This is a genomic window from uncultured Aliivibrio sp. (assembly GCF_946479765.1).
In the GTDB taxonomy this organism is placed as follows: Bacteria; Pseudomonadota; Gammaproteobacteria; order Enterobacterales; family Vibrionaceae; genus Aliivibrio.
This window is the reverse complement of the sequence record NZ_CAMLHO010000017.1, coordinates 61,399-78,309: the sequence shown is the minus strand read 5'-3', so window position 1 is coordinate 78,309 and position 16,911 is coordinate 61,399. Positions and strand designations below refer to the sequence as shown.

17 protein-coding genes and 1 tRNA gene are annotated in these 16,911 nt (G+C 40.0%); 10 read left to right on the top strand and 8 right to left on the bottom strand.

Annotation, left to right across the window (positions count from 1 at the left end; translation table 11 throughout):
• The first annotated feature begins 166 nt into the window (after positions 1-166).
• Positions 167-553: a diacylglycerol kinase gene (locus Q1K78_RS08695; protein WP_300176915.1), complete on the top strand. Its 387-nt coding sequence runs from the start codon at positions 167-169 to the stop codon at positions 551-553.
• Positions 554-619: 66 nt separating this feature from the next.
• Complete coding sequence (locus Q1K78_RS08690; protein WP_300176912.1) at positions 620-877, top strand: DUF2999 domain-containing protein; 258 nt, start codon at positions 620-622, stop codon at positions 875-877.
• Between the two features lie 148 nt (positions 878-1,025).
• Here Q1K78_RS08690 and Q1K78_RS08685 read toward each other — a convergent pair.
• Positions 1,026-1,110, bottom strand: a tRNA-Leu gene (locus Q1K78_RS08685).
• Between the two features lie 178 nt (positions 1,111-1,288).
• Here Q1K78_RS08685 and Q1K78_RS08680 point away from each other — a divergent pair.
• Positions 1,289-1,753 carry an RDD family protein gene (locus tag Q1K78_RS08680; RefSeq protein WP_300176909.1) on the top strand — a complete coding sequence of 155 codons (465 nt, stop codon included), beginning with the start codon at positions 1,289-1,291 and terminating at the stop codon, positions 1,751-1,753.
• A 62-nt stretch (positions 1,754-1,815) separates the two neighbouring features.
• Here the strand turns inward: Q1K78_RS08680 and lptG are convergent, their stop codons facing one another.
• Positions 1,816-2,892 carry an LPS export ABC transporter permease LptG gene (lptG, locus tag Q1K78_RS08675; protein WP_300176906.1) on the bottom strand — a complete coding sequence of 359 codons (1,077 nt, stop codon included), beginning with the start codon at positions 2,890-2,892 and terminating at the stop codon, positions 1,816-1,818.
• Positions 2,885-3,997: an LPS export ABC transporter permease LptF gene (lptF, locus tag Q1K78_RS08670; RefSeq protein WP_300176903.1), complete on the bottom strand. Its 1,113-nt coding sequence runs from the start codon at positions 3,995-3,997 to the stop codon at positions 2,885-2,887. Before lptF ends, lptG begins: the two co-directional genes overlap by 8 nt.
• 189 nt (positions 3,998-4,186) lie before the next feature.
• Here lptF and pepA point away from each other — a divergent pair, with 189 nt between their 5' ends.
• The 3 genes from pepA to Q1K78_RS08655 all read left to right on the top strand — a co-directional run bounded on the left by pepA (position 4,187) and on the right by Q1K78_RS08655 (position 9,211).
• The gene (gene pepA / locus Q1K78_RS08665; RefSeq protein ID WP_300176900.1) at positions 4,187-5,695 is read left to right on the top strand and encodes a leucyl aminopeptidase; all 1,509 of its coding nucleotides are present in this window, start codon (positions 4,187-4,189) and stop codon (positions 5,693-5,695) included.
• 100 nt (positions 5,696-5,795) lie between these two features.
• Positions 5,796-6,239 (top strand): DNA polymerase III subunit chi, encoded by a 444-nt coding sequence (locus tag Q1K78_RS08660; protein ID WP_300176897.1) that lies wholly within the window; start codon positions 5,796-5,798, stop codon positions 6,237-6,239.
• 110 nt (positions 6,240-6,349) lie between these two features.
• Positions 6,350-9,211 carry a valine--tRNA ligase gene (locus tag Q1K78_RS08655; protein WP_300176924.1) on the top strand — a complete coding sequence of 954 codons (2,862 nt, stop codon included), beginning with the start codon at positions 6,350-6,352 and terminating at the stop codon, positions 9,209-9,211.
• Between the two features lie 81 nt (positions 9,212-9,292).
• Here the strand turns inward: Q1K78_RS08655 and Q1K78_RS08650 are convergent, their stop codons facing one another.
• Both Q1K78_RS08650 and rraB read right to left on the bottom strand, forming a co-directional pair.
• Entirely contained in the window at positions 9,293-10,129 is an 837-nt protein-coding gene (locus Q1K78_RS08650) for a hypothetical protein (RefSeq protein WP_300176894.1), read from the bottom strand.
• 89 nt (positions 10,130-10,218) lie between these two features.
• Positions 10,219-10,635: a ribonuclease E inhibitor RraB gene (gene rraB, locus Q1K78_RS08645; RefSeq protein WP_300176891.1), complete on the bottom strand. Its 417-nt coding sequence runs from the start codon at positions 10,633-10,635 to the stop codon at positions 10,219-10,221.
• Between the two features lie 302 nt (positions 10,636-10,937).
• Here rraB and argF point away from each other — a divergent pair, with 302 nt between their 5' ends.
• From argF to Q1K78_RS08625, 4 genes are all read left to right on the top strand, one after another.
• Positions 10,938-11,942, top strand: coding sequence for an ornithine carbamoyltransferase (gene argF, locus Q1K78_RS08640; protein ID WP_300176888.1), 1,005 nt, complete (start codon positions 10,938-10,940; stop codon positions 11,940-11,942).
• Positions 11,943-12,215: 273 nt separating this feature from the next.
• Positions 12,216-13,145 carry an aspartate carbamoyltransferase gene (pyrB, locus tag Q1K78_RS08635; RefSeq protein ID WP_300176885.1) on the top strand — a complete coding sequence of 310 codons (930 nt, stop codon included), beginning with the start codon at positions 12,216-12,218 and terminating at the stop codon, positions 13,143-13,145.
• Positions 13,146-13,156: 11 nt separating this feature from the next.
• Positions 13,157-13,621: an aspartate carbamoyltransferase regulatory subunit gene (pyrI, locus tag Q1K78_RS08630; protein WP_300176882.1), complete on the top strand. Its 465-nt coding sequence runs from the start codon at positions 13,157-13,159 to the stop codon at positions 13,619-13,621.
• 123 nt (positions 13,622-13,744) lie between these two features.
• Complete coding sequence (locus Q1K78_RS08625; protein WP_300176879.1) at positions 13,745-14,134, top strand: RidA family protein; 390 nt, start codon at positions 13,745-13,747, stop codon at positions 14,132-14,134.
• Positions 14,135-14,188: 54 nt separating this feature from the next.
• Here Q1K78_RS08625 and idi read toward each other — a convergent pair whose 3' ends face one another.
• The 3 genes from idi to murA all read right to left on the bottom strand — a co-directional run bounded on the left by idi (position 14,189) and on the right by murA (position 16,909).
• Positions 14,189-14,731: an isopentenyl-diphosphate Delta-isomerase gene (gene idi / locus Q1K78_RS08620; RefSeq protein ID WP_300176876.1), complete on the bottom strand. Its 543-nt coding sequence runs from the start codon at positions 14,729-14,731 to the stop codon at positions 14,189-14,191.
• 85 nt (positions 14,732-14,816) lie between these two features.
• A complete protein-coding gene (locus Q1K78_RS08615) occupies positions 14,817-15,542 on the bottom strand; it encodes a 1-acylglycerol-3-phosphate O-acyltransferase (RefSeq protein ID WP_300176873.1) in 726 nt (241 codons plus the stop codon).
• Positions 15,543-15,640: 98 nt separating this feature from the next.
• Positions 15,641-16,909 (bottom strand): UDP-N-acetylglucosamine 1-carboxyvinyltransferase, encoded by a 1,269-nt coding sequence (murA, locus tag Q1K78_RS08610; protein ID WP_300176870.1) that lies wholly within the window; start codon positions 16,907-16,909, stop codon positions 15,641-15,643.
• Positions 16,910-16,911: the final 2 nt, after the last annotated feature.

Here is a 16,911-nt window from a genome sequence, read left to right as displayed (position 1 = left end):
AACGCCGGACTGTTAATCCGTATGTCGCTGGTTCAAGTCCAGCAAAGGGAGCCATTTAAAAAGCCTCGTCATTTGACGAGGCTTTTTTTATGCTTGTTATTTAGTAAACTCAACACTACCATAACCTCCATTCATACTGATATTACATATTCATTAGGGTTACACCATGACAGAGATACCATCAGGTAAGCCAGGTAACACTGGGATCAAACGAGTAATTAAAGCGACACAGTTTTCCATGCAAGGACTAAAAGCAGCATTTAAACATGAAGCAGCTGTTCGTCAAGAATTCGCCATGTTAGTGATTGCGGCCCCTATCGCTCTATTGCTTGATGTAACTATTGTAGAAAAGATCTTATTGATTGGTGTCTTTGTCTTAATCTTTATCGTTGAACTGCTTAATTCAGCTATAGAAGCCGTTGTAGACCGTATTGGACCTGAACACCACGAATTGAGTGGCAGAGCAAAAGACATTGGCTCTTCCGCTGTCTTCGTTGCTCTATGCCTAGCAGGCTTTACTTGGCTAATGATTTTAGGTAGCCATTACTTATAGTTTTATGATTTTTATTTATCTTGAGATAAGTAGAATAACCGTATTCATTTAAAGAGGAACGTTTTCATGAACCCAATTATTCAAACACTAAAAGAACACAATGTTAGTGATGACAAAATCACAGAAGTATTTCAAGCACTGACACAAAATCCATTAGCGGCAATCGCAACAATTCAAAGCTTGGGTATCCCACAAGAAAAGCTACAGCCATTAATGATGCAAGTAATGACGAACCCAGGTTTGATTAAAGAAGCGGTTGAAGAATTAGGTTTGGATTTTTCAAAAGTAGAAGAAGCAAAAGCAAAGCTTGAAGAAAATCAATAAACGTTTTCTAGAAACATTAAAGCCCTGACTTCGGTCAGGGCTTTTTTATATCTACAGAACTATTAGGTATTTTTCTATATCGCAGATAGTTTCTATATTCCAGACACAACAAAGCCCCGATTTTCATCGAGGCTTTATCATTTAAATGTGGTACCGGTAGGCGGACTTGAACCGCCACTCCTTTCGGAAAGGGATTTTGAATCCCTCGTGTATACCAATTTCACCATACCGGCTTTATCAGCATTGCTGCTTGATGTGGTTGATTATACTCAGAGATGATCTTGGTGCAAGCTCTTTATTACACTAAGTTTTTGTTTGCTGAAATATTCAACAGTTATTTACAATCAACTTTTCATTTTTAGCTCGTCTGTCGTTATACTGCTGCTAGTTTTTAAATTTATGGAAGAAAAAATGAAGACACAACAGCAAGCAGGTTTTATGCGTCGTATGGGCGCGTGGTTCTACGATGCATTAATTATCAGCGCTGTCATGATGTTAACCGGGGGCGCTATCGTAGCGACTCTTGAGATGCTTTATGGCGCAGGGATCATTAGCTACGGTCAATTTCCTGATGTTAGCTCTTATTTAAACAACGATCCATTATGGCAAAACCTCTATCCTATAATGCTTATTTCTGTTTTTGTGGGTTTCTTTGCCTATTTTTGGTGTAAAGGACAAACTCTGGGAATGCGAGCTTGGAAACTGCAAGTTCAGCAGCTTAACGGCTCACCTATTACATTAACTCAAGCGATTATCCGTATGTCCACCTCTGCATTTGGTTTAGGTAATCTTCTTGTCTTTATCTCTAAAGATAACGCAGCCTTCCAAGATACTTGGGCAAAAACTCGAGTTATCGTTTTAGACAAAGCGGTTTAAGCATCATTGAATAATAAAAAAAAGGAGATACTCTGCAGTATCTCCTTTTTTATTGAATCGCTTTATAGTTTCCGGTTAAGTAACCCTAGAGTGATTAATAAGAAAATCAAACTCGGTCCTAATGCACCAAATATGGGGTGTATGTTATATACCAAGGTTATTGGCCCAAACACTTCATTCGATATATAAAAGGTAAAACCTGCAATTACACCTGAAAGGATCCTTGCCCCCATCGTCACACTTCGCAGAGGCCCAAATACAAATGAGAGAGCAAGCAGCATCATTACCGCGACAGATATAGGTTGTAGAGCTTTACGCCAAAAAGCCAATTCATAACGTGACGCATCTAATTCAGAATCTTTTAGATAAGTAACATAATCATATAAGCCCGTTAGTGATAACTCTTCTGGCTTAACCGTAACAACTGCTAATTTATCAGGCGTCAATGTTGTCGACCAATTTAAGGTATCCAATTTTTTTTCGCTAATCGCAGATTCATCTCTCATCTGAGTTACGGTAACATCAGTCATCTTCCAGCCCGCTTCTTTCGATTGATAATCCGCCTTTCTCGCAAATAAAATATTATCCAGTTGATTCTCTTTACTGAATTGCCATACGGTAATGCCATATAGCTTATTTTTATCATCCACTTTGGCTAAATAGATAAAGTCATTATTATCTTTCGCCCATACACCAGATTGCATCGCGACAATATTACCACCTGACTTTTGAAAGGCCCTCAAATCACGAGCCATTTTTTGAGCTTGAGGGGCACCCCATTGACCTAATACCATCACGATAAGCATTAGTGGTATGGCGGTTTTTAATACTGATACGCCAATATCTAATTTAGAGTAACCAGCCGCTTGCATTACCACAAGTTCAGAACTAGCTGCCAACATCCCTAGTCCAATTAAAGCACCAAGCAATGCCGCCATTGGAAAGAACATTTCAATATCGCGAGGCATACTTAATAACACAAAATACAGAGCCCCCATCAGGTCATAAGTCCCCTTACCTACCTGACGTAATTGCTCAACATATTTGATAATCGAAGATAAGCCAACCAAAGTAATTAAACATAATGCTGAAGTCGCTATGATTGTACGGCCAATATACCAATCTAAAATCTTAAACATGTTTTGGTTTTCTCCGCATTTTATCTTTTAATTTTCTCACAAATAAACTGTCCATCGAATTCAATATAATACCAATAATCAATAGCACGGCATTAATGGCCCACAACCCAATATAAGGCGCTAAACCACCATCTTCAACAGCAGATTTACCCGCACTTAACGAAAGAAAATACGCAAGATACAACAACACCGCTGGCCCTAATTTAGCGAACCGCCCTTGACGAGGGTTAACAGCGGAAAGAGGCACTACCACCATAGTTAATAATGGTATACAAATGATAAGCGATATACGCCACTGTAGTTCTGCTTTTGCGGCAAGTTCATTACGTTTAATCAAATCTAACGTAGGAATAGCATCCCAATCACGACGTTTTTCTTGAACTTCTTTCTGCCCTATCAGCAATTCATAAGATTCAAATTTACTTTCAAGATAATCTAAGCGAGTTGGGATCCCTTCATAACGAGTTCCTTCCTGCAAATCCAAAATTTGTCGTCCATCAGGTAATTCCTTTACTACCCCTCTTTCTGCGATTAATACACTTGGGCGTAATGAGTCATGCGGTATAGGTTGTGCTAAAAATACATGGTCTAGCTGTTTACCATTTTTGCTATTAATAGCATCAATAAATACTACAGCTTTACCATCTGGTGAGCGCTGAAACTGGCCTTTCTGTAACAAATCTACACCCGCATCTGATTCAACCGTTTCCATCAGTTGCGTGGTTTTCTCTTGGCTCCAAGGTGATAACCATAATGAGTTCACTGTTGCAGCCACACCAGTAATTAATGCTAAGTACAATGCTGCACGAATTAGGATCGAATTCCCCATCCCTGTGGCATTCATTACCGTAATTTCACTCTCAGCATAAAGACGGCCGAAAGTAAGTAAAATCCCAATAAAAATACTGAGCGGCAACATGAGTAAGCCCATTGCTGGCATATTCAAACCAACCAGAGATAAGATCAATCCACCTGGAATATCGCCATCAGAAGCGTCAGCTAATACTCGAATAAACTTTTGGCTCATAAAGATCAAAAAGAGGACAAAAAAGATTGCAAATTGACTCTTTAATGTTTCCTTGATCAAATATCTAATAATAATCACGTCGAATCTACCTATAGAAAACTTGTATTTTTGCCAGAATCACTATAATTTCCGTGTTAACCATTTATTTTTTAATCTTTGGCTAAATGTTAGCCTGCGAAATTGGAACACTAATAGTATAGTATCTAACTAGATTTTGCTCATTATCTAACATTTAGTTCTATTTGTCTTTAGGATGTAGGAGTACGCATGGAGTTCAGTGTAAAAAGTGGCAGTCCAGAGAAACAACGCAGCGCTTGTATCGTTGTTGGTGTCTTTGAACCACGTCGTTTATCTCCAATCGCAGAACAGCTAGATAAAATCAGTGACGGTTACATCAGCTCATTACTTCGCCGTGGTGATCTAGAAGGTAAACCAGGTCAAATGCTGTTATTGCATCAAGTACCAAACATTCTTTCTGAGCGTGTTTTATTAGTAGGTTGCGGTAAAGAGCGTGAACTTGGTGAGCGTCAATATAAAGATATCATCAAAAAAACCATCAGCACACTAAATGAAACAGGCTCTATGGAAGCGGTATGTTTCCTAACGGAACTGCACGTTAAAGGTCGTGATACGTATTGGAAAGTTCGCCAAGCGGTTGAATCAACCAAAGACAATCTCTATACCTTTAATCAATTCAAGAGTAATAAGCCAGAGACTCGCCGCCCATTACGCAAGTTAGTATTCAATGTGCCAACTCGCCGCGAACTTGGCTTAGGTGAAAAAGCAATTAACCATGGCTTGTCAATTGCTTCTGGTGTTAAAGCATCAAAAGATTTAGGCAATATGCCACCAAACGTTGCTAACCCAGCATATCTTGCCTCTCAAGCCCGCCGCTTAGCGGATGATTACGAAACCGTTACAACAAAAGTAATCGGTGAAGAAGAGATGAAGAAGCTAGGTATGACGTCTTACCTAGCAGTAGGTCAAGGTTCTCATAATGAATCTATGATGTCGGTAATAGAATATAAGGGCCACCCTAACCCTGATGCAAAACCTATCGTTCTTATCGGTAAAGGCCTAACTTTCGATTCAGGCGGCATCTCTATCAAACCTAGTGATTGTATGGATGAGATGAAGTACGACATGTGTGGTGCGGCTTCTGTATTTGGTGCAATGAAAGCACTGGCTAAGTTAAATCTTCCCCTGAACGTTGTTGGTGTACTTGCTGGTTGTGAAAATATGCCAAGCAGTAACTCTTACCGTCCTGGTGATATTTTAACTACCATGTCAGGTCAAACGGTTGAAGTTTTAAATACTGATGCAGAAGGTCGTTTAGTGCTTTGTGATGCATTAACCTATGTTGATCGTTACGATCCTGAATGTGTTATTGATGTTGCAACCTTAACGGGCGCGTGTGTCGTTGCTCTTGGTCACCATATCAATGGCTTAATTGCCAACCATAATCCACTTGCACATGAACTGATCAATGCGTCTGAACAATCAGGTGATCGCGCTTGGCGCTTACCAATGGCTGACGAATATAACGAGCAGTTAAACAGCCCGTTTGCAGACATGGCTAATATTGGTGGTAAAGCAGCAGGTACAATTACCGCAGGTTGTTTCTTAGCGCGCTTTGCTAAGAAGTACCATTGGGCTCACATCGACTGTGCTGGTACTGCTTGGGTCTCTGGTGCAAACAAAGGATCAACAGGCCGACCAGTCTCATTGCTTGTCCAATTCTTATTGAATCGTTCAGGTCCAGAAAACGAAGAATAAACAATTTCGTTTTATGATATAAAGGGCCTAAATACAGGCCCTTTTTTAATGACTTACTTATTGTCATTAGCCTAGTAATGCTATTAATATAAGAGAGATTATGAGCCAAGCGTTATTCTATGTACTTGAACCCACATCACCAACCGCCACTCAAGACGGGCTGTTAAAATTTGTGTGCCAGCTAGCTCATTACTATTATTCTCAAAATGCTCGTGTCTATATTTTAAGTGACGACAAAGAGCAGGCCTTGTTGATTGATGAGATACTCTGGCAAAACGATGTATCTGAATTTACACCGCATAATTTGATTGGCGAAGGCCCAAAATCAGGCTCTCCAATCGAGATTGGCTGGGGTACATTACGCTCCTCAGGCCGCCGACATGTATTAATAAATTTAGCTCAAGAGGTCGCAACTTTTGCGGTTTCCTTTGCTCAAGTGGTAGACTTCGTACCCTGTGAAGAAAAAAGCAAACAACACGCTCGAGAAAGGTATAAAATATACCGAAATGCAGGCAGAGCCATGCAAACCGAGACATTAAAATAGTGCCAATCATCATAGCTAAACAACTCATATATTTACCCTTTTAAATAATGAGCCATTAATTATGATATTTGGCATTCCACTTTTTAGTAGAGATATTCGTGACGAACACTATGGAAAAGACATATAACCCGCAATCAATAGAACAAGCTCTGTACCAGACTTGGGAAGAAAAAGGCTACTTTAAGCCTCATGGCGACACATCAAAAGAAGCTTACAGCATCATGATCCCGCCACCAAATGTCACGGGTAGCCTGCACATGGGCCATGCTTTCCAAGATACGATCATGGATACACTAATCCGTGCTGAACGTATGAAAGGCAAAAATACCCTTTGGCAAGTAGGTACTGACCACGCAGGTATCGCGACCCAAATGGTTGTTGAGCGTAAGATTGCGGCTGAAGAAGGCAAAACAAAACACGATTACGGTCGTGAAGCTTTCATCGATAAAATTTGGGAATGGAAAGCAGAATCTGGCGGCACAATTACGAAGCAACTTCGTCGCCTTGGTGCTTCTGTCGATTGGGATCGTGAACGATTCACAATGGATGATGGTTTATCTGCTGCAACTCAAGAAGTGTTTGTTCGTCTATTCGAAGAAGACCTAATCTACCGCGGTAAACGTTTGGTAAACTGGGACCCTAAATTGCACACGGCAATTTCTGATCTTGAAGTTGAAAACAAAGATAAAAAAGGCTTCATGTGGCACTTCCGCTACCCACTAGCAAATGGTGTTAAAACGGCTGATGGTAAAGACTACATTGTCGTTGCTACCACTCGTCCAGAAACCATGCTTGGTGATACCGGTGTTGCTGTAAACCCTGAAGATCCTCGTTACAAAGATCTGATCGGTCAACACATTGAACTGCCTATCGTTGGTCGTTTAATTCCAATCGTAGGCGATGAGCATGCGGACATGGATAAAGGCACGGGTTGTGTGAAAATCACTCCAGCTCATGACTTTAACGATTACGAAGTAGGTAAACGTCATAGCCTACCAATGATCAACATCCTAACCTTCAACGCTGATATTCGTGATACCGCAGAAGTATTCACAACTAACGGTGAAGAAAGTGATGTTTACAGCGCTGAACTTCCTGCTAAATATCACGGCATGGAGCGTTTTGCTGCTCGTAAAGCTATCGTAGCTGAGTTCGATGAACTGGGTCTTCTTGAAGAGATCAAAGATCACGATTTAACCGTTCCTTACGGTGACCGTGGTGGTGTTGTTATCGAACCAATGCTGACTGACCAATGGTACGTACGTACTGCCCCTCTTGCTGCACCTGCTGTTAAAGCGGTTGAAGATGGTCAAATCAAGTTTGTTCCTAAACAATATGAAAACATGTACTTCTCTTGGATGCGTGATGTTCAAGATTGGTGTATCTCTCGTCAACTTTGGTGGGGTCACAGAATCCCTGCTTGGTATGACAACAGCGGTAAAGTTTACGTTGGTCGTTCTGAAGAAGAAGTTCGTGAGAAAAACAACCTTGCACCTGTTGTTGTACTTCGCCAAGACGACGATGTACTTGATACATGGTTCTCTTCTGCGCTTTGGACATTCGGTACACAAGGCTGGCCTGAAAACACAGACGCACTTAAAACATTCCACCCATCAGAAGTTCTAGTATCAGGTTTTGATATTATCTTCTTCTGGGTTGCTCGTATGATCATGATGACCATGCACTTCGTGAAAGACGAAGAAGGCAATGCACAAGTACCATTCAAAACTGTTTATATGACGGGCCTTATCCGTGATGAAAACGGCGATAAGATGTCTAAGTCAAAAGGTAACGTACTTGACCCTATCGATATGATCGATGGCATCGGCCTTGAAGAGTTAGTTGAAAAACGTTGTGGCAACATGATGCAACCTCAACTTGCTAAGAAGATCGAAAAAGCAACGCGTAAAACGTTTGAAGGCGGTATCGAACCATATGGTACTGATGCCCTACGTTTCACTCTTGCAGCAATGGCATCGACAGGTCGTGATATCAACTGGGATATGAAACGCCTTGAAGGTTACCGTAACTTCTGTAACAAACTATGGAACGCAAGCCGTTACGTATTGATGAATACAGAAGAGCACGATTGTGGCATGACTGAAGGTGCAGAGCTTGAGTTCTCATTAGCAGACCAATGGATCACTTCTCAGTTTGAAGTTGCAGCGAAAGAGTTTAATGCTCACCTAGACAACTACCGTCTAGATATGGCAGCGAACACTCTGTATGAATTCATCTGGAACCAATTCTGTGACTGGTACTTAGAGCTAACTAAACCAGTTCTTTGGAAAGGTACTGAAGCACAACAACGTGCAACTCGTTATACGTTGATCACGGTTCTTGAAAAGACATTACGTCTTGCTCACCCTATTCTTCCTTACATCACTGAATCAATCTGGCAGAGCGTTAAGCCATTAATTGATGGTGTGGAAGGTGAAACCATCATGACTCAAGCATTACCTCAGTTTAATGAAGAAAACTTCAATGCTGATGTCGTTGCTGATCTTGAGTGGGTTAAAGCCTTCATTACAAGTATCCGTAATTTACGTGCTGAATACGACATCGCGCCAAGCAAAGGCTTAGACGTAATGATTAAAGTTGCTGATGAGAAAGACGCAGCGCGTATTAAAGCAAATGAGATTGTACTAACGTCTCTAGCAAAACTAGACAGTATTAAGGTTCTTGCTGACAATGAAGAGACGCCTGCATGTGCGACTTCTCTTGTTGGTAAATCTGAATTGATGATCCCAATGGCGGGTCTTATCGATAAAGATGCAGAGCTTGCTCGTTTAGATAAAGAAGTAGCGAAAATCCAAGGCGAGATTAAACGTATCGAAGGTAAATTAGGTAACGAAGGTTTCGTTGCTAAAGCACCTGAAGTGGTTATCGCTAAAGAGCGCGAAAAACTAGATGGCTATAACGAAACTCTTGTTAAGCTAGAAGCACAAAAAGAAACAATCGCAGCACTATAAATAAACCTTTGATCTTTATTAGGTTGATATTATCGTAATGCATAAAAAAGGCCGATGTTAACGCATCGGCCTTTTTTCTACTTACAAAGGGAAGTGAATAACGTTTTCAGTTTTTGATAATCCAATCTCAAGTTCATGAAGTTGCCCGTCAAGCATGACAGAAACCACATACAAATCATTTGGATTTTTCGTTTGATCATTCCAATACTTTGGCGCTTCAACCTGAAATAATGCAGATACATGATCGCCTCTCACATCCACAGGGATCGTCAATGTCATTCCATCAAATTTAATATTCGCCGAAATTAAATTTGGTTTATACATCTGAAAATACACATTAACTTTAAGCTCACAACCGTGGTGCCATATTTGCTCTACACTAATATGATTTAAAGAAAGGTGAGGAATTGGTTGGAAAAAACAGACACCAAAAACACCAATATCATCTTTAATGTCGCTGTCTTTTACTGCACCAAAACGATAATGATACGCCTGATTTATTTCGCAAACACCACTGATTTCATCGTCATCTAATAACCAATCATCCTCATCTTCTTCCAAAAAGAGAACTTCAAAGCGATTACCACCTAACTGTAAAAACTCTTTGATGTCTTTACGGTAGCGAGTCATTAGCTCATTACAATCAAATACGGCTACGCCATTGATTCTCACTTCTGCATAGCGAGAGATCCCACTCATCACTAATTCAATTGCAGGATAATTAAGTAACGCTTCATCTACCTCAAAGAAACGCATCAAATGCCATTCTTGCTTATTGGCTTCCTCAACAGAAAGAGCCTCATAAACAGAAGCAATCCCTTGTTGAATTGGAATATCTTTAATAGGTAATGCAGTGTCAGTTAATGGCGACAATTGCCATAGCGCTGCTTCATCATTAAGTACAATTCTTGTATTCATTCGTATCTTCATCCCTAAAAAAAATGCCCTACACTTGTAATTACAAGCCTAGGGCACTGTTTCTCTATTGTCGTTATTTGACAATATTATTATTCTTCGTCACCATCTTCGATAATGTCATACTCAGCGTCTTCGCCTTCATAGTATGTACCCCAACCATCATAGATAATGTCGAACTTCTCAGCGAGTTGAACCAACTTTTCTACTTGAGCATCAATCACTTCAGCGTCTAACGTTGAATCCATTACTGCATCACAGCAAAGGATCTTAGTACCGTCTTCATCTTCAAGTTCTTCCGCTTCTAATACTTCAAAGCCCATTTTAAATGCTTCAACAACTGCATTTTCAAGTGCTTTAAAATCTTCAGCCATTAAGTGGTGCTCGATAGCATACAGTGCTTCCGGCTCACTTCCGTCGGCTTTTAACGACTCAATAATTTCACGAGTTTCTGCTTTTTGCAGTTCAAGAAATTGTTCAACCGATAGATATTCGTCTTCTTGAGACATAGTAAGGCTCCACACTGTATTAGATAATAAACTATAACCATCATTATAGCCTGCTCAAACCAAATTCCCTAGCACTTCAATAATTAAAGAATATTTACCTTCTATACGGTATTATTTCTCTTGTAGTGGTAGCAATTAGAAAGGAATCTTAGCCATTAGCAAAGATAAGCAAGGTCTAGGTAGGACCGCATTTAAACCTGACCAAAAAACCAAATAAATAATTTAAATATATATTCACATTCGGTGCATTTTTATGTTTAAATGTTTTTATAGATTTTGATATACACCGCTAGGAGCGCAGTATGGGTTTTAATATACGTAATAGAAATTTTTTAAAATTATTGGATTTTACCCCTAAAGAGATTATGCATTTACTTGAGCTTTCAGCTGATTTAAAAAAAGCAAAATACGCAGGTTATGAGCAACCTAAGTTATCAGGTAAAAACATTGCGCTTATTTTTGAAAAAGCCTCTACACGTACACGCTGTGCCTTTGAAGTGGCGGCTTTTGATCAAGGCGCTAAAGTCACCTACCTTGGCCCTTCAGGAACTCAAATTGGTCAAAAAGAATCAATAAAGGATACCGCTCGCGTACTTGGCCGTATGTATGATGGCATCGAATATCGCGGTTTTGGACAATCAATTGTTGAAGAACTCGGTAAGTATGCTGGCGTTCCTGTTTGGAATGGATTAACTGATGAATTTCACCCAACTCAAATACTTGCTGACTTTCTCACAATGCAAGAATATGCAAGTGGAAAGCAATTAAATCAAATCACCTTCGCCTACCTTGGCGACGCTCGAAATAACATGGGTAACTCACTAATGGTAGGGGCAGCGAAAATGGGCATGAAGATCCGTCTTGTCGCGCCAAAGCAGTTTTGGCCAGAAGATGCTTTAGTCGAACAATGCCAAGCGATCGCACTACAAACAGGTGCAAAAATCATTTTGACCGAAGACGTTGAAGCTGGCGTTAAAAATTGTGATTTCTTGTACACTGATGTTTGGGTCTCTATGGGTGAAGCGCCTGAAGCCTGGGATGAGCGAGTGGCATTAATGACACCTTACCAAATAAATATGGATGTGATTAAGGCAACAAATAATCCGAATGTGAAATTCATGCATTGCTTACCCGCTTTTCATAATGATGAAACGACCATCGGAAAAGAGATTGCAGAAAAATATGGCATGAACGGATTAGAAGTTACCGATGAAGTTTTTGAGTCTGATTTCTCGATTGTATTTGATGAGGCCGAAAATCGCATGCATACAATTAAAGCAATAATGGTTGCAACACTAGGAAGTTAATCTCTCTTGTTTTAAAAGAGTAATCAAAAGAAAATTTGATGCAAACGCTTGCTTAGGATTTTGATACGAGTATAATCTCGCGCAATTTACTAGGAAATTATGATGCTATTAACTTACCTTCATACAGCGGCCGACCGAATATCTGCACTGACAAAGTGTGGTGGTCCCCTATTTTTTGAGTTTCCTAATTACCGATATTTTTAAAGCCTCCTATTTTATAGGGGGCTTTTTTTTGATTTAAATATGACTGACACACTAAAGGGAAGAGAGACTATGGCTAACTCGCTATATCAAAAACATATCATTTCTATTCCAGAGCTATCTCGTGAAGAGTTAGAACTAATTGTAGCAACGGCAGGTAATATAAAAAAAGAACCTCAACCTGAATTATTGAAGAATAAGGTTATTGCTAGCTGCTTTTTTGAAGCGTCGACTCGTACTCGCCTATCTTTTGAAACTGCGATTCAACGTTTAGGTGGTTCAGTCATTGGTTTTGATACAGCGGGTAACACATCCCTTGCTCAAAAAGGTGAAACTTTAGCAGATTCAGTTCAGATCATTACTTCTTATGCTGATGCTTACGTAATGCGTCACCCTAAAGAAGGGGCTGCTCGCCTAGCTTCTGAATTCTCAAACGGTACGCCAGTAATAAATGCAGGGGATGGTGCAAACCAACATCCGACGCAAACCTTATTAGATTTATACACCATCTACGAAACTCAAGGGCGCTTAGATAACCTAAATATCGCTTTTGTTGGAGATTTGAAATATGGACGTACCGTTCACTCTTTAACTCAAGCTTTAGCTAAATTTGAGGGGATAAAATTCTTCTTTATCTCGCCAGAAGTATTAGCAATGCCTGACTATATTTGTGAAGAGTTAGATGAATTAGGTATTGAATACCAATTACTTAATAGCATGGAAGATGCGATTCCTGAGTTAGATATCCTGTATATGACTCGAGTTCAAAAAGAACGCTTTGATGAATCTGAATATGCGCACATCAAGTCTGCCTACATTCTTTCCGCGCAAGATTTACAACCTGCTCGTGACAACCTAAAAGTGCTTCACCCCCTTCCTCGTATCGATGAGATTAATATCGACGTAGATAAAACACCACACGCTTATTATTTCCAACAAGCTGAAAATGGCGTTTATGCTCGCCAAGCTTTATTAGCTCTTGTTCTTAACGAAACACTTTAGGGGAAACGACGATGCCTAACAAAACTCAATTACGTGTTGAAGCAATCAATAACGGTACGGTAATCGACCATATCCCAGCGAATATTGGTATTAAAGTTTTAAAACTATTTCAAATGGATAAAACTGCAGAACGCGTAACGATTGGTTTAAACCTACCTTCTTCAGCGCTTGGCTCTAAAGATTTATTAAAAATTGAAAATACTTTTATTACACCAGAACAAGCGAGTAAATTGGCGCTTTATGCACCACACGCAACGGTAAATCAAATTGAAAACTATGAAGTAGCTAAGAAGATCCCTCTTCAACTGCCTACTCAAATCACTGGTGTATTTGAGTGTCCAAACAGTAACTGCATTACTCATGGTGAACCTGTTGATAGTAGTTTTAAAGTCATTACAAAAAATGACGATATCCATTTGAAATGCAAATATTGTGAAAAGGTTTATTCACGAGAAGTCGTCACTGACCTAAATTAATATTAATTATATGATTCTTCTCAGCCTCGATATTGTCGGGGCTGTTTTCTTATTAAGATTTGTTTTATATTAAACTTACAGCAGAGCTACTTGCTCTCTCTATTAATCATAGGAATCATGATAATGACTAAAGTTCTTCATACAGATAACGCTCCAGCAGCAATTGGTCCATACATTCAAGGTGTTGACCTTGGTAACATGGTCCTAACGTCAGGTCAAATTCCAGTAAACCCTGCAACTGGTGAAGTATCTGATGATATCGCAGAACAAACTCGTCAATCTCTAGAAAACGTGAAAGCCGTTGTTGAAGCTTCTGGCTTAACCGTTTCTGACATAGTCAAAATGACAGTATTTGTAAAAGACTTAAATGATTTTGGTACAGTAAACGAAGTGTACGGAAACTTCTTTGATGAACATAAAGTAGCAAACTACCCTGCACGTTCTTGTGTTGAAGTAGCTCGCCTTCCAAAAGATGTTGGCATTGAAATCGAAGCTATTGCTGTTCGAAAATAAGCTTTACGCACAAATACATGAGATGATTAAGGCAGACTTTATAAAAGCTCTGCCTTATTTTTTATTTAAACATTGAACCGCTTTAGTGTAGACCGTTGCGAACCAAACCGAGAAAGCCGTTGGATTGTTTTCTAATTCTTGTTGAATCGCCCCCTCACTCCACCACTGAATATCACTGACCTCTTCTGGATTAATCGTAAATTCCACATTAGGCGTATTCACCAATAGAATATAATCTAGCTCGTGTTCACTCAGTCCATTCTCTAATTCGGCTTGATAAATAAACCAACCCAGATTTTCAAATGAGTTTTCAGCGACACCTGTAATGCCGATTTCTTCTTCTAATCGACGCTCTCCAGCTGATTCAATTGACTCATTAATTCTTGGGTGTGAACAACAGGTATTACTCCATTTTCCTTTACTGTGGTATTTACATTCAGCGCGCTTTTGTAAAAGAAATTCTCTTCCGTTTTTACCATTACGATAAAGTAGAACCGAGAAAGCCAAATGTAATAACCCTTTCTCATGCGCTTCTAGCTTTTCCATTATACCAATGGCTTCACCCTGCTGATTTACAAGGACAACGTCTTCTTTCATTATTATCCACACATTTAAGAACATACACATCAAAAACAAAAGGGTATACAGCAAGCTGTATACCCTTAAACATAATCATAAAAACTTAAGCTTGGTTGCGTTGTGCAACTTCTTTATTTAATTCTTCTAGCTTAGTTTTCATTTGTTCGCGGCACTCATTCGCTAATTCACGAACGTTTGTCTTATCGTAACCGTCAAGACTCACTGGCGGTAAGATCTCTACAATCACTACACCGTTATTCCAACGATTTAATTTTACGCCTTCCGTATTACTACATACGATAGGGGTTACTGGAACTCCAGCAGCAATTGCAGCATGGAATGCACCCGTTTTAAATGGCAATAAACCACGACCACGAGAACGCGTTCCTTCTGGGAACATCCATACAGATACATTATGTTTCTTAATATTATCCGCAACTTGTGAAATCGTACCTACCGCTTTACTGCGGTTATTACGGTCAATCAAAATATTACCAGTGATCCAGTACAGCTGACCAAACAGTGGCATCCACGCGATGCTTTTTTTACCTACCGTTACCGTTCTTGGTTGAATTGCCCCAGAGACAGTAAATAAATCCCAGCTATTTTGATGGTTTGCGATGTATAAACTTGGTCCTGAATTTTTAACACTTTCAGGAACTCGCACTTCAAGTTTAATACCAAATACTCGTGACATACGAGCAAACCAAAGACCAAAAGTATAAACGTGTTTTGGATTACGTGGGCTCAACAAACAATAACCACAACCAAATACAAACGTAAAGACAGCAAAGATAGCCAGAGCAACTAGGCGTAACAATGCAATCATAAGTGTTTCTCCTACTTATATATAAACAATAAAAAACCGGGTCATAACATACCCGGTTTCCATTTTAGTAATGAGTCTCGATTAAATAACCACCAAGATTATAAATCGCTACTACGAACTCTTTCGATATTCGCACCTAATGCGGTTAACTTGTCTTCAATTTTATCATAACCACGGTCGATATGATAAATACGATCAACAATTGTTTCACCTTTCGCTATACAACCTGCGATAACAAGGCTTGCAGAAGCACGTAAATCAGTAGCCATGACTTGGGCACCACTTAAACTTTCAGTATCACCACAAATAGCAGTATTACCTTCAATTTCAGCGTGAGCGCCCATACGTTGTAGTTCCGGAATATGCATGAAACGGTTTTCAAAAATCGTTTCAGTAATAATACCTGCTCCTTTTGCCATCATATTCAGCAAAGTAAATTGTGCTTGCATATCGGTTGGGAATGCTGGATGTGGTGCTGTGCGGATATTTACCGCTTTCAGTTCACGTCCTGTCATATCCAAGCTGATCCAGTCTTCACCGGTTTCAACTTTTGCACCCGCTTCTTCAAGCTTCGCAAGCACAGATTCAAGTAAATGTGCGTGGGTATTTTTACATACCACTTTACCGCCAGATACAGCAGCAGCAACAAGGAATGTACCCGTTTCAATACGGTCAGCAACCACTTTGTGATAACCACCACCAAGACGTTCTACGCCTTCGATAGTAATCGTATCACTACCCATGCCTGATACTTTCGCGCCAATCGCATTTAAGAAATGAGCGGTATCGACAATCTCAGGTTCACGGGCGGCGTTTTCTAAAACAGTAGTGCCTTCAGCTAACGTTGCTGCACACATAACGGTAATCGTTGCACCTACGCTGACTTTATCCATCACGATGTGCGCGCCTTTTAGACGTCCATCAACTTCAGCTTTAACGTAACCATCTTCAAGCTTGATCGTCGCACCTAGTTGCTCAAGACCATTGATATGAAGATCAACAGGACGAGCACCTATAGCACAACCACCAGGTAAAGATACTTGACCTTTACCAAAGCGGGCAACTAATGGACCTAACGCCCAAATTGATGCTCGCATGGTTTTCACTAGATCGTAAGGTGCACAGAAATTATTAACACCGCTTGCATCAATATGGACAGAACCATTACGTGAAACTTTAGCGCCTAAGCGTTGTAGCAACTCCATAGTTGTATCTACATCGCGTAGCTTGGGTACATTTGCAACTTCCACTGGCTCTTCAGCAAGCAGTGCTGCAAATAAAATTGGCAGTGCAGCATTTTTTGCACCAGAAATCGTAACCTCTCCAGAAAGTGGTTTTTCACTTCCTTGAATTCGAAACTTATACATTC